Source organism: Streptomyces sp. NPDC001728 (genome assembly GCF_040297565.1).
Lineage (GTDB): Bacteria > Actinomycetota > Actinomycetes > Streptomycetales > Streptomycetaceae > Streptomyces.
In genome coordinates this window covers 105,955-119,190 of the sequence record NZ_JBEOZK010000015.1, presented here as the reverse complement: position 1 = coordinate 119,190, position 13,236 = coordinate 105,955, and the positions used below count along the sequence as shown (strand labels likewise).

The following is a 13,236-nucleotide window of genomic DNA, read 5'->3' as shown; positions in this document are numbered from 1 at the left end:
TTGCGCGTACTGCTGACCGGGCACCAGGGCTATCTGGGCACCGTCATGGCTCCCGTCCTCGCCGCCGCCGGGCACGAGGTCGTCGGCCTCGACGCCGGCCTGTTCGCCGACTGCGTGCTCGGGCCGACGCCCGCCGATCCGCCGGGACCGCGGGTGGACCTGCGCGACGTCACGGCCGAGCACGTGGCCGGGGTGGACGCCGTGATCCACCTGGCCGCGCTCTCCAACGACCCGCTGGGCTCGCTGGCGCCGGACCTCACCTACGACATCAACCACCACGCGTCCGTACGGCTCGCCCGGCTGGCCCGCGAGGCCGGGGCGCGGCGCTTCCTGTACGCGTCGACATGCTCGGTGTACGGCGCCGCCGGCGGCGACGAGCTGGTGGCCGAGGACGCTCCGCTGCGCCCGGTCACGCCGTACGCGGAGTCCAAGGTGCGGGTGGAGGACGACCTGCACGCGCTGGCCGACGACGGGTTCAGCCCGGTGTACATGCGCAACGCCACGGCCTTCGGCTACTCCCCCAGGCTGCGCGCCGACATCGTGCTGAACAACCTGGTGGGCCACGCGCTGCTGTCCGGCGAGGTGCTCGTGCTGTCCGACGGCACCCCCTGGCGACCGCTGGTGCACGCCGCCGACATCGCGCGGGCCTTCGCGGCGGCGCTGGTCGCGCCCCGGGAGGCGGTGCACGACCGGGCGTTCAACATCGGCAGCGAGGTCAACAACGTCACGGTCGCCGAGATCGCCGAGCAGGTCGCCGAGGCGGTGCCCGGCTCGAAGGTGCGGATCACCGGCGAGAACGGCGCCGACCCGCGCTCGTACCGGGTGGACTTCTCCCGGTTCCGCGCCGCGATTCCCGGCTTCGACTGCGAATGGACGGTGAAGCGGGGCGCGCTCGAACTCGCCGACGCCTACCGGCAGTTCGACCTGACCAGGGAGGACTTCGAGCGACGCTTCACCCGTCTGGCCGTGCTGCGCGCGGCGTCCGAGGCCGGCGCCGTCGACGACACCCTGCGGTGGCGCCGGTGACCACGGCCGACGAGGAGAACGACGCGGTCGCCCGGGGGGCGCGCGCGGCCGGCGACCGGATGCACGAGCTGGTGGAGCGGCTGTACCCGCTGTGCCGGAGCATCACGGGCGACGGTGTGCGCGCCACCCTGGACATCGTCGGCGAGTACATCCCGCTTCAGGTGCACGAGGTGCCGACCGGGACGCAGGTGCTCGACTGGACGGTGCCGCAGGAGTGGAACATCCGGGACGCGTACATCGCCGACGGCTCCGGCCACCGGGTCGTCGACTTCGCCGCGTCCAGCCTGCACGTGCTCGGCTACAGCGTGCCGGTGGCGCGGACCATGCCGCTGTCCGAGCTGCGGGGGCATCTGCACACCCTGCCGGACCAGCCGTCCTGGGTGCCGTACCGCACCAGTTACTACAAGCCGGAGTGGGGGTTCTGTCTGGCGCAGGAGACCCTGGACGCGATGCCGGACGGCGAGTACGAGGTGTGCGTCGACTCCACCCTCGCCGACGGGCATCTCACCTACGCCGAGCACGTGGTGCCGGGGCAGGTGGCCGAGGAGGTGATCGTCTCGTGCCACGTCTGCCATCCGTCGCTGGCCAACGACAACCTGGCGGGGATCGCGGTGGCGACGTTCCTCGCCCGTGAGCTGGCGGAGCGGAACCCGTACTACACCTACCGGTTCCTGTTCGCGCCCGGCACGATCGGGGCGATCACCTGGCTGGCCCGCAACGCGGAGCGGGTGGACCAGGTCAAGCACGGGCTCGTGCTGGCCTGCGCGGGAGACCGGGGCCGGCTGACGTACAAGCAGAGCCGACGCGGCGACGCGGAGATCGACCGGGTGATGCGGCACGTCCTCGCCGCCTCCGAACGCCCGTACGGCGTGAACGAGTTCACTCCGTACGGGTATGACGAGCGGCAGTTCTGCTCACCCGGGTTCGATCTCGGCGTGGGCTCGCTCACCCGGACCCCGTACGCCGGTTACCCCGAGTATCACACCTCGGCGGACAACCCGGAGTTCGTCTCCCCGGAGGCGATGGCGGACACTCTCGCCGTCTGCCGGGAGGCGTTCGCCGTGCTCGACCGCAACCGGCGGTACGTCAACCTCAGCCCCTACGGCGAGCCGCAGTTGGGCCGGCGCGGGCTGTACGAAGCACTCGGCGGGCGCAGCGACACCAAGCAGGCGCAGATGGCCATGCTCTGGGTGCTCAACCTCTCCGACGGCGGGCACAGCCTGCTGGACATCGCCCGGCGGTCGGGGCTGCCCTTCGACACCGTCGCCGCGGCGGCCGACGCCCTGCGCGGCGCCGGGCTGATCAAGGCATGACACCCATGGCCGCCGAAGGAGGGAACACGACGAAGCCGCCGGCGGAGGCGGAGAGCACCCGGTCGGCCGCCCGGCGGGCCGTCGCGGGGAGGCTGTCCTGGGGGTTGGCAGACCAGGCGGCCTCCAGCGTGTCCAACTTCGCGGTGGGCATCTACGTCGCACGGTCGCTGGGGCTGACCGCCTTCGGTGTGTTCAGCCTGGCCTGGGTGACCTACGGCGTGGTGCTCAACGTCTCCCGCGGCCTCGCCACCGATCCGCTGGTGGTGCGCTTCAGCGCTGTCCCGGCCGCTTCCTGGCGCACCGCGGTGGCCCGGTCGGCGGGTACGGCGCTCGGCGTGGGCGCCGCCCTCGGCGCGGCGTCGCTGCTGTTCGGCCTCGCTCTCGGCGGCCGGGTGGGGGGCGCGTTCGCCTGCCTCGGTGTCGTCCTGCCGGGGCTGCTGCTCCAGGACGCCTGGCGGTTCGCGTTCTTCGCCGCCGGCGCCGGGCGGAAGGCGTTCGTCAACGACATGGTGTGGGCGGTCGCGCTCGTCCCCGCCATGGTGGTGGCGGCCCGTGACGGCAGCGTGGGCGCCTTCGTGCTCGCCTGGGGGGTGTCCGCCGCGGTGGCCGCGGTGTACGGCGTCGTCCAGTCCGGCGTCCGGCCCCGGCCTGCCGGAGCACGCGAGTGGCTGCGCGAGCACCACGACCTGGGCTCCCGGTACCTCGTCGAGAACGTCACCAACAGCGGTGCGAGCCAGCTGCGGGCGTACGGGCTCGGCGCGATCGTCGGCGTCGGCGCGGTGGGGGTGGTCCGGGGCGCGGAGCTGCTGCTCGGCCCGTTCCTCGCCGTGCTGATGGGGCTCTCCCTGGTCACCGTCGCGGAGGCGGCGCGGGTGCTGCGGCGGGCCCCGCACCGCCTCGCCGCGTTCTGTCTGCTGCTGGGCGGCGGTCAGGCCGTCGCCGCGACGCTCTGGGGCGGGGCACTGCTGCTCGTCCCGGACCGGCTCGGCGAGCTCGTGCTCGGCGGCGTCTGGCACTCCGCCTCCCAGCTCATCGTGCCGGTCACCCTCGGCGTCGCGGGCGCCGGACTCGGCACCGGCGCGGCGGCCGGGCTGCGCGCGCTCGGCGCAGCCAGGCGCAGTCTGCGCAGCCAACTGACCGCCTCCGCCTGCTACGTCGTCGGCGGGCTCGGCGGCGCCGCGGCGGCCGGCACGGCCGGCTCGGCCTGGGGCGTCGCCGCCGCCACCCTGGGCAGCTCGGCCGTGTGGTGGCTGCAGCTGCGTGCCGCCCTGCGCGAGCACCACCGGAATCCCATCCCCGAAGTGAGGACCTCATGACCTCCCGACCCAGGCTGAGCGTCGGCCTGCCCGTGTACAACGGCGAGGAGTACCTCGCCGAATCGCTCGAAGCCCTGCTCGGCCAGACCTACGAGGACTTCGAGCTGGTCATCTCCGACAACGCCTCGACCGACGGGACCCGGGACGTCTGCCGTACGTACGCCGCGCGGGACTCGCGCATCCGCTACATCCGGCTGCCCCGGAACATCGGCGCCGCACCGAACCACAACTACGTGTTCACCGAGTGCCGCGGCGAGCTGTTCAAGTGGGCCTCGCACGACGACCTGTACGCCCGGGACCTGCTGCGGCGCTGTGTGGAGGCGCTGGACGAGCGCCCGGAGGTGATCCTCGCCCACGCCGACCAGGCGGTCATCGACGGCGAGGGCCAGGTGAAGGTCCCGTACGAGTACGGGCTCGCCACCGCCTCCCCCCGCCCGCCGGAGCGCTTCCGCAGCATGCTGTTCGAGCCCGGCGGCGACGACTTCTACGGGGTGATGCGGGCCGACGTGCTGCGCCGGGTGAAGCCGCACGACAGCTACCACCACGCGGACCGCACGTTCGTCGCCGAGATCGGCCTGAACGGCCCCTTCCACCAGGTGCCGGAGCTGCTGTACTTCCGCCGGGACCACCCCACCCGCGCCGAGCGGGCCAACCCGTCCAAGCGGTCCCGGTGCGTCAACCTGGACCCGCGCCGGGCGGGCCCGCTGCACCCGACGCCCCGGCTGCTCGCCGAGTACGTCTGGGGCTTCGTCGCGGCGATCCGGCGGGCGCCGCTGTCCCCTGCCGACCGGCGCGCCTGCTACCGGCACCTGGCCGAGTGGGCGGGCAGCCGGGCCCGTCCCGGCGCCGGGGAGCGGGTCGAGGACCGCGCGCCGGTCGATCCGGCGCTGCTCACCGTCTCCCTCGACGCCATCGTCGCCGGGCGCGAGGGGAGGCGGGCGTGACTCCGGTGCGCGTCGGGGTGTTCGGCCTGCTCGGCTCCGGCAACCTCGGGAACGACGGCTCGCTGGAGGCCGTGCTCGGGTACCTCCGCGCCGAGCACCCGCAGGCGGCCGTGGACGCGCTGTGCGGCGGCCCCGAGACCGTCGCGGCCCGGTACGGCATCCCCGCGACGCGGCTGCACTGGTACCGCGGGGAGTACCGGACCGCGTCGCGGGCGGGCGCGGTCGTGGGGAAGGGGCTGGGCAAACTCGTCGACGTCTTCCGCACCGCCGCCTGGGTGCGCCGGCACGACGTGGTGATCGTGCCGGGCATGGGCGTCCTGGAGGCCACGCTGCCGCTGCGGCCGTGGGGATTCCCGTACTCGCTGTTCCTGCTCTGCGCCTCGGGCCGGCTGCTCGGCACCCGGGTCGCGCTGGTCGGGGTCGGCGCCGCCGCGATCCGCGAGCGGCCGACGCGGGCCCTGGTGCGCTGGTCGGCCCGGCTCGCCTCGTACCGGTCGTACCGGGATTCCCCCTCGCGCGACGCGATACGGGCGATGGGCGTGGACACCGCGCGCGACGAGGTCTACCCCGACCTCGCGTTCGCCCTGCCCACGCCACGGTCGGGCGCGCCCTCGGGTCCGCCGGGCACGGTCTGCGTCGGCGTCATGGACTTCCACGGGAGCAACGACGACCGCGACCGCGCCGAGGAGATCCACCGGCGCTATGTCGAAGGGACGACCCGCTTCGTCCGGGCGCTCGTCGGGGAGGGCAGACCGGTCCGGCTCCTGACCGGCGACGCGTGCGACGCGACGGTGGTCGCCGCGATCCTCGACGCGGTGGACTCACCGCTGGTCACCGCCGCCGACGCGGCCTCGCTCGCCGACCTGATGAAGGAGATGGCGGCGGCCGACACCGTGGTCGCCACCCGCTACCACAACCTGGTCTGCGCGCTGAAGGTCGGAACGCCGACGCTCGCGCTCGGCTACGCCGCGAAGAGCGACGCGCTCATGGACCGGATGGGCCTCGCCGCGTACTGCCACCCTGCGCGCGAGGTCGACGCCGACCGGCTGCTCGAACAGTTCCGAGCCCTGGAGAAGCGGTCGGCCGAGCTGCGACAGACCCTCGCCGAGCGGAACCTCGCCGCCGCCCTTCGCCTCCAGCACCAGTTCGACGCACTGACCGCGGCCCTGTTCCCGGCCGCCCCCCACCACGCACCCGCGTATCGAGAGGCTCCATGAAAGCGACCGCAGTACCGGAGATCGCCGGCGCGTACCTGTTCGAGCCGACGCCGTACGCCGACGAACGCGGCTTCTTCAGCCGCACCTTCGACGCCGACGTGGTCCGCTCGGTCGGCCTCGACCCGGGCGCCTTCGTCCAGGACAGCCTGTCCCGCTCGGTCCGGGGCGTGCTGCGCGGCCTGCACCTGCGCTCCGGCGACGGCGAGGCCAAGCTCGTACGGTGCTCGTACGGGAGGATCTTCGACGTCGTCGTGGACCTGCGGCCGGACTCGCCGACCTACCGCAACCGGGCCTTCTTCGAACTGTCCGACGAGACGCAGACGACGCTGTACATCCCGGCGGGGTGCGCGCACGGCTTCCAGGCGCTGACCGACACCGCCGACACCTCGTACCGGATCGACCGGCCGCACGATCCGGCCGAGGACGTGACGATCGCCTTCGACGACCCGGAGCTCGCCATTCCGTGGCCGCTTCCGGCCACCTCGATGTCCCGGCGGGACCGGGAGGCGCCGAGCCTCGCCGAGGTCCTCAAGCAGAAGGAGAGCTGAGAGCGCCGTGACCACCGAAGAGTTCGAGCTCCCCCGATCGCGGCAGGCGAACGAGCGGCTGCACGCCCTGATCCCCGGCGGCGCGCACACCTACGCCAAGGGCGACGACCAGTACCCCGAGGGCCTGGCCCCGGTCATCAGCCACGGCCGGGGTGCCCATGTGTGGGACATCGACGGAAACCGCTACATCGAGTACGGCTCCGGCCTGCGGTCGGTCAGCCTCGGGCACGCCCACCCGCGCGTGACCGAGGCGGTGCGACGGGAGATCGACCGCGGCAGCAACTTCGTCCGGCCGTCGATCGTGGAGGTCGAGGCGGCGGAACGCTTCCTCGCCACCGTGCCGACCGCCGAGATGGTCAAGTTCGCGAAGAACGGCTCCGACGCGACCACCGCCGCCGTGCGGCTCGCCCGCGCCGTCACCGGGCGCCCCCGGGTGGCCCTCTGCGGCAACCATCCGTTCTTCTCCGTCGACGACTGGTTCATCGGGACGACGCCGATGTCGGCGGGCATCCCGGCCACCGACCTCACGGTGACGTTCCCGTACGGGGACCTGCCGGCCACGGAGGAACTGCTCACCCGGCACGAGGGCGAGATCGCCTGTCTGATCCTCGAACCCGCCACCCACACCGAGCCGCCGCCCGGGTATCTCGCCGGTCTGCGCGAGCTGGCCGACCGGCACCGCTGCGTGCTGGTCTTCGACGAGATGATCACCGGCTTCCGCTGGTCGGAGGCGGGCGCCCAGGGCCTGTACGGCGTGGTCCCCGACCTCTCCACCTTCGGCAAGGCGCTGGGCAACGGATTCGCCGTCTCCGCGCTGGCCGGGCGCCGTGAACTGATGGAGTGGGGCGGGCTGCGCCACTCCGGCGACCGGGTGTTCCTGCTGTCCACCACGCACGGCGCGGAGACCCACTCGCTGGCCGCCGCGATGGCCGTGCAGACCACGTACGCCGAAGAGGGCGTCACCGCGCGACTGCACGCCCTCGGCGAGCGGCTGGCCGCCGGTGTCCGTGGCGCGGCGGACGCCATGGGCGTCGGTGACCACCTCGTCGTACGGGGCCGGGCCAGCAATCTGGTGTTCGCGACCCTCGACGAGAGCGGGCGGCCGTCGCAGGAGTACCGCACCCTGTTCCTGCGCCGGCTCCTCGCGGGCGGGGTGCTCGCCCCGTCGTTCGTGGTGAGCGGCGCGCTCGGCGAGGAGGACATCGACCGGACCGTCGACGTGGTGGCCCAGGCGTGCGCGGTGTACCGGAAGGCGCTGGACGCCGGGGACCCCGGCCCCTGGCTCGCCGGGCGGCCGGTGAAGCCGGTGTTCCGCCGCTCGGTGTGAGGTGAGATGAGGTGAGGTGCGGCGCCGCCGCTGTGACGTGCGGAAACGTCAGCGGCGGGCCTGCCGGCCGGTGTCGGCCGTCCGGTCGGCGGTGGGTCCGGCGGACCGGTCGGCCGTGCGGTCGACCAGCCACGCGGTCGCCGGAACCACCGCCAGCGCGGTGGACCAGCCGCCGAGGGCGTCGGTCGGGTAGTGCGCGCCCAGGGCAACCTGCGCCCAGCCCATGGCGGTGCCCGCGAGCAGCCCCACGATGAGGACGAGCGAGGTGCCGGCCGTTCTGCCGAGACCGAGCCGACCGGTCACGAGCAGCGCCACCACCAGGGCGAACGCGGTGAGGAAGGCGGTGTGCCCGCTCGGGAAGGACAGGTTCTCCTCGCCGTGGATGGTGCGACCCACCAGGGACTTGAGGAGTGTCGTCGTCCCCACCGCCAGGCCGACGCCGCCGACGACGAGCGCCGCCGCGCGGGGCCGCCGCAGCAGCAGACAGCCCGTCACCGCGGCCACGACCAGCGTCGCCGCTCCCACCGGCTCGCCCAGGAAGTCCACGGCCAGTGCGACGTCCCGCCACGGCGGCGCCACTCCGTCCACCGCCGCCAGGATCCGTGCGTCCACCCTGCCCGGCGCGCCGGCACCCGCGTACAGCACTCCGAGCGCGAGGACCGCCAGCGCGGCGAGGGCCGCGACCGGCCCGAGCCACACGCGCAGCGGCGCGGGCAGCACCGGGGACGCCGGACGGCCGTTCACCGGCCCACCGTGCCCGGTCGGTCCACGGTGTTCCTCCGGCTGTCGGTGACCTTCGACTCCGCCGTGCGCAGCAACGTCCACTCCCCCGGTCCCCCACGGATGGTCCCCCGACCGTCCCCTCGGGCACCCTAGCCAACAACGCGGGCGCGCACAGCGGGTGGCCCGAAGGAGCGCACACCCGGAGAAGCGTTCGAACGGTAGGTTGAGCCGGTGACCACTTCGCCCTTGATTCTGCTGCTGTCGGGAAGCCTGCGCTCCGGGTCCACCAACGAGGCCGTGCTGCGTACCGCGCAGGACCTGGCGCCGTCCGTGCAGGTGCGCACCGCCCTGTACGACGGTCTGGCGCGGCTCCCGCACTTCAACCCCGACGAGGACGCCGACCCGCTGCCCTCCCCCGTGACCGAGCTGCGCGCGGCGATCGACGCGGCGGCGGGGATCCTGATCTGCGCCCCGGAGTACGCGGGCACGCTGCCGGGTTCCTTCAAGAACCTGCTCGACTGGACGGTCGGCGGAACCGAGATCTGCGACAAGCCGACCGCCTGGATCAACGCGGCCGCCCCCGGCCGGGGCCAGGGCGCGGACGCCACCCTGCGGACCGTACTGGGCTACACCGGCGCCGACATCGTGGAACCGGCCTGTGTGAAGGTCCCGGTCGACCGTGGGACGGTCGACGCGGAGGGTCTGATCACCGACCCGGACGTGCGCCGCGACATCGCCCGGGTGATGGACCTGCTGGCCACGGGGACGACCGCGACCGGCTAGCCGAGGATGCGGCGCTTCTGCGCCTCGAACTCCTCGGCGGTCAGCACGCCCTGTTCCTTGAGCTCACCCAGCTGCTTCAGCTGGTCGATCTTGGAGCCCATGTCGTCAGCGGCGGGCGCCGGTGGCGGCTGCTGGGGCTGCTGCTGGTACTGCTGCTGGTACTGCGGTTCCTCCTGCTGCGCCCAGCGTCCCGCCTGCCGGCGGGACACACGGTTGGACACGGCGGTGGCCGTACCCGCCACCACGGCGGTACGGGCGACGCCACGAAGAAGTCCGGGCATGTTCAGTCATCTCCCAGGAACACGAGATACGGAGCGGGCAGCGACGACGGCACGGTTCACGCCGCCTCCTCCGCCGCCTCCAGCGAGGCCAGCAGCGCCTGGACGGGAATCCGCCCGCCGGCCACGAACTGGCCGCCACCGCGCCGCATGGCCCGTGCCAACGGGGCCGCCCACAGGTTCTCGTACACGATGATCCCGGCGGAGTTGCCGGGCTCCAGCGCACCACCGGCATCGTCGATGTCGCTCTGGTCCAGCAGCCCCGACGAGGCCCCCTCGAACACCGAGAGGTCGAACTCGCCCCCCATGTCGCTCAGTTCCAGCACGGACACCGAACCGTCCTCGCCCTTGCGGACGAACAGCAGGTCGAGCACCCGGATGATGCCCCGGTCGACCAGGTCGACGAGCAGGGGGAACCCCTCACCCGTCATCCGGCTGCCGGGAAACTCGACGATCAGGTAGTCGACGGGCCCCATGTCCTGGAGCTCCGGGAAATCCTCGCTCATCGCCACTCCTTCACCTTCGTGGCCCACGCCCCAGGGCGCGGGATCACCCCTGCCATTCCAACACCACCCGCCATCCCTCGCACCTGTTGTCCCTCCCCCTCGGAGCCGGTGCGGGACGCCTTCCGCCCGGCCCGCCTACCGCCCGGCCCGTGCGCGGAGCGGCGTATCGACGGATCCTGGAGGAGGGAACTCCGAAGGTCGACCGGTACGACGGATGGTGACGGTGAGCGCCGTGGCAGAGACCGACGAGGACACGCCGGGCGACGCCCGCACCCGGACCGATCCCCCGGGCGACCCGCTCGACGATCCCCTGGGCGACCCCCTCGGCGATCCCCCGGGCCCGCCCCTCGGTGACCCCTTCCTGCGGACGCGGATCGTGCCGCCGACGCGGCCCGCCACGTTCCTGCGGCGGCAGCGGCTCGTGGAGCGCCTCGGCCGGGCCCGTGGAACGCCCCTGACGCTGGTGAACGGCCCCGCCGGGGCCGGCAAGACCCTGCTGACCGCCGACTGGGCGGCCACTCTGGGCCGTCCGGTCGCCTGGCTCACCGCCGAGGCCGGGGACGAGCGCCCGGCGGTGTTCTGGACGTACGTCCTACGGGCCCTGCGCGGCAGCGGCACCCCCCTGCCGCGCGCGCTGGCGGTCCCGCCGGACGCCGCCGAGGTGGACCCCAGGCTGCTGGAGGCACTCGCGGCCCGGCTGAGCGAGCTCGCCGAGCCCGCGGTGCTGGTCATCGACGAGTTCGACCGGGTGACCTCCCCGGAGGTCGCGGAGCAGCTGGCACTCGTCCTGCGCCACGCCGGCCTCGGCCTGCGCCTGGTCATCGGCAGCCGTACCGAGCCCCTGATGCCCCTGCACGGCTACCGGCTGGCCGGCCGGCTGACGGAGATCCGCGCCGCGGAGCTGGCCTTCACCCGTGAGGAGGCCGGCGCCCTGCTCGACCTGCACGGTCTGAGCCTGTCGGCCGAGGCGGTGGGCTCCCTGGTGGACCGTACCCGCGGCTGGGCGGCCGGCCTGCGGCTCTGCGCCCTGGCCGCGCGCGAGAGCCCCGACCCGGAGGCGTACCTCGAGGAATTCGAGGCGGACCGGAGCACGGTGGCGGACTTCCTGCTCGCGGAAGTGCTCAAGGGGCGGCCGGAGGAGGCCCAGGACCTGTTGCTGCGGGTCAGTGTCCTGACCCGGTTCAACCCCGGCCTGGCGAACGCCCTCACCGGCCGGATCGACGCCGAGCCGCTGCTGCGCGCGCTGGTCCGCGATAACGCCTTCGTCGAGGCCCTCGGGCACTCCTCGTACCGGCTCCACCCGCTGTTCAGGGAGATACTCCGGGCCCATCTGCGCGAACGCCTCCCCGCCCTGGAGCCGGAACTGCACCGCAGGGCCGCCCGCTGGCTACGCCGTTCCGGGTCCCTGTACGAGACGCTCGCCCACAGCACCGCCGCGGGCGAATGGGGCTTCACCGCCGCCACGCTCGTCGAGGACCTGGCCATCGGGCAGCTCTTCACCGGCCTGCGCTCCGACGACCTGGTCCGGCTGTGCTCCGAGATGCCGCCCGAGGCCACGGGCACGGCGCCGGAGCTCGTACGGGCGGCCCTTGACCTGTCCCGGTACGACCTCCCCCGCGGCCTCACCCATCTGCGGCGGGCCGGGGAGGAACTCGCGGCCTCCGCCGCCCCGGACGCGCCCGCCGCGCAGCTCGGCCGGGCGCTCCTCGAAGCGCTGGCCGCCCGGCTCTCCGGCTGTCCCGAACGGGCCGAGCAGGCCGCGGAGGCGGCCGTGCGGCTGGGGCAGGAGGTGCCCGCCCGGCTCCTGGACGGGCATCCCGAGCACGGCGCGCTCCTGGGGACGCATCTGGGCTCCGCGCTCCTGTGGGCCGGGCGGTTCGAGGACGCGCGCGCCGCCCTGACCGCCGTGTCCGAGACCTCCCGCTCGGCCTCCGTCGCGCGGCCCCTGGAGGAGTCGAGAGAGCACCTGGCGCTGATCGACTACCTGAACGGCTGGCCGGGCAGGGCCGAACGCAGGGTGCTGGCGGGGTCGTCCGAGGCGGAGCGGCACGGCCCGCCCCCGTCGTCCGGGGCCGAGTCCGGCCTCCGACCCGAACCCGGTCCCGGATCCGGCCCCGAGCGCGGTCCCGCCCCCGAGCCGCCTCCCGACTCGGCCCTCGGCGCCGGACCGGGACCCGGCTTCGGCCCGGGACAGGGGCTCGGGCGCATCGTCCTGGCGGCGGTGGCCGTGGACCGGGACGAGCTGGACCGGGCGCGGGCGCTCCTCGACGAGACGGCGCAGCTCGAAGCGACCGCGCACGATCCGGTGACCGCGGCGGGACAGGCCCTCGCCCTGGGCCGTCTCCTGCTGGTCCAGGGGCATCCGCGCGCCGCCGCCGCGGCGGCGCACCCCGCGGTCGCCGCCGCCGTCGACTCGCCCTGGGCGGCGAGCCACGAGGCGCTGCTCGTCTCAGCGGCCCACCTGGCCGAAGGGCGGGCGGAGCAGGCCGCCGAGGTACTCGACGGCGTGTCCATGGATCATCCGGCGTGCGCCGTGGAGGCGGCGCGGCTGCTGCTCGACGCGGGCCGGACCGGGGCGGCGGCCGAACTCGTCGAGGGCGTCCGGGCCGGCGGCCGGGCCGGACCGGCGGTGACCGTCCGGGCGGCACTGGTCAGGGCGCACATCGCGGAGGAGGCGGGGGACGGCGACACCGCGCGCAAGCTCGTCGCGCAGGCTCTCCTCGACGCCCGGCGCGAGCGGCTGCGGCGGCCGTTCCTGGACGCCAGGCCGTGGATACGGCACCTCCTGGCCGTACCGCCCCTGCGGGAGCTGGCCGCCGGGTGGCTCGCCCCGGGCCCGGCGCCGGCCGGTGCTCCGGGGGCGGGTGAGGCGGGTTCCGCCCCGCTCGCCGTGGGGGAACTGAGCGAGCGCGAGCGCGATGTGCTGCGGCGGCTGGCCCTGATGATGTCGACGGAGGAGATCGCCGCCGACCTGTACCTCTCGGTGAACACGGTGAAGACCCATCTCAAGGGGGCCTACCGGAAGCTGGCGGTGAACCGGCGCAACGACGCGGTCCGCCGTGCCCGCGAGCTCCGGCTGCTGTGAGGCCGAGGCGCCCGCGCCGCATCCCGCGTCCGCCCGCTTCCCTCCGACCGCCCCGCCTCCCCCGCGACGGGTGAAGCGCCGTGCCGGTCCCTCCGCTCCAATGGGACCGGCGGCAGGCCGCTCCGGGCCGCCGCAGGGCCGGCACCGTCCGTGGCCCGGCCTGAGAGGGC

At 74.2% G+C, this 13,236-nt stretch carries 12 protein-coding genes; 9 read left to right on the top strand and 3 right to left on the bottom strand.

Annotated features, from left to right (window positions below):
* The 7 genes from ABT154_RS22530 to ABT154_RS22500 are packed head-to-tail and all read left to right on the top strand — an operon-like array spanning position 1 to position 7,691.
* Entirely contained in the window at positions 1-1,026 is a 1,026-nt protein-coding gene (locus tag ABT154_RS22530) for an NAD-dependent epimerase/dehydratase family protein (RefSeq protein WP_351858617.1), read from the top strand.
* A 59-nt stretch (positions 1,027-1,085) separates the two neighbouring features.
* Positions 1,086-2,339: a DUF4910 domain-containing protein gene (locus ABT154_RS22525; protein ID WP_351858668.1), complete on the top strand. Its 1,254-nt coding sequence runs from the start codon at positions 1,086-1,088 to the stop codon at positions 2,337-2,339.
* Between the two features lie 5 nt (positions 2,340-2,344).
* Complete coding sequence (locus tag ABT154_RS22520; RefSeq protein ID WP_351858616.1) at positions 2,345-3,655, top strand: MATE family efflux transporter; 1,311 nt, start codon at positions 2,345-2,347, stop codon at positions 3,653-3,655.
* The gene (locus ABT154_RS22515) at positions 3,652-4,599 is read left to right on the top strand and encodes a glycosyltransferase family 2 protein (RefSeq protein ID WP_351858615.1); all 948 of its coding nucleotides are present in this window, start codon (positions 3,652-3,654) and stop codon (positions 4,597-4,599) included. The genes ABT154_RS22520 and ABT154_RS22515 overlap by 4 nt, the downstream gene beginning before the upstream one ends.
* Positions 4,596-5,816, top strand: a complete 1,221-nt coding sequence (locus ABT154_RS22510) for a polysaccharide pyruvyl transferase family protein (RefSeq protein ID WP_351858614.1) — start codon at positions 4,596-4,598, stop codon at positions 5,814-5,816. Before ABT154_RS22515 ends, ABT154_RS22510 begins: the two co-directional genes overlap by 4 nt.
* Positions 5,813-6,364, top strand: a complete 552-nt coding sequence (gene rfbC / locus ABT154_RS22505; protein WP_317878347.1) for a dTDP-4-dehydrorhamnose 3,5-epimerase — start codon at positions 5,813-5,815, stop codon at positions 6,362-6,364. The genes ABT154_RS22510 and rfbC overlap by 4 nt, the downstream gene beginning before the upstream one ends.
* A gap of 7 nt (positions 6,365-6,371) precedes the next feature.
* Positions 6,372-7,691 (top strand): glutamate-1-semialdehyde 2,1-aminomutase, encoded by a 1,320-nt coding sequence (locus ABT154_RS22500; protein WP_351858613.1) that lies wholly within the window; start codon positions 6,372-6,374, stop codon positions 7,689-7,691.
* Positions 7,692-7,739: 48 nt separating this feature from the next.
* On the opposite strand, the gene ABT154_RS22495 is transcribed toward ABT154_RS22500, so the two are convergent.
* Positions 7,740-8,435: a phosphatase PAP2 family protein gene (locus ABT154_RS22495; protein ID WP_351858612.1), complete on the bottom strand. Its 696-nt coding sequence runs from the start codon at positions 8,433-8,435 to the stop codon at positions 7,740-7,742.
* Positions 8,436-8,645: 210 nt separating this feature from the next.
* On the opposite strand from ABT154_RS22495, the gene ABT154_RS22490 reads away from it, so the two are divergent.
* Positions 8,646-9,197: an NADPH-dependent FMN reductase gene (locus tag ABT154_RS22490; protein WP_351858611.1), complete on the top strand. Its 552-nt coding sequence runs from the start codon at positions 8,646-8,648 to the stop codon at positions 9,195-9,197.
* On the opposite strand, the gene ABT154_RS22485 is transcribed toward ABT154_RS22490, so the two are convergent.
* Positions 9,194-9,478 carry an SHOCT domain-containing protein gene (locus ABT154_RS22485; protein ID WP_351858610.1) on the bottom strand — a complete coding sequence of 95 codons (285 nt, stop codon included), beginning with the start codon at positions 9,476-9,478 and terminating at the stop codon, positions 9,194-9,196. The two genes, ABT154_RS22490 and ABT154_RS22485, sit on opposite strands and share 4 nt — an antisense overlap.
* 56 nt (positions 9,479-9,534) lie before the next feature.
* Positions 9,535-9,981, bottom strand: a complete 447-nt coding sequence (locus ABT154_RS22480) for a DUF6325 family protein (RefSeq protein WP_351858608.1) — start codon at positions 9,979-9,981, stop codon at positions 9,535-9,537.
* A 214-nt stretch (positions 9,982-10,195) separates the two neighbouring features.
* On the opposite strand from ABT154_RS22480, the gene ABT154_RS22475 reads away from it, so the two are divergent.
* Entirely contained in the window at positions 10,196-13,066 is a 2,871-nt protein-coding gene (locus tag ABT154_RS22475) for a winged helix-turn-helix domain-containing protein (RefSeq protein WP_502969564.1), read from the top strand.
* The last annotated feature ends 170 nt before the right edge of the window (positions 13,067-13,236 follow it).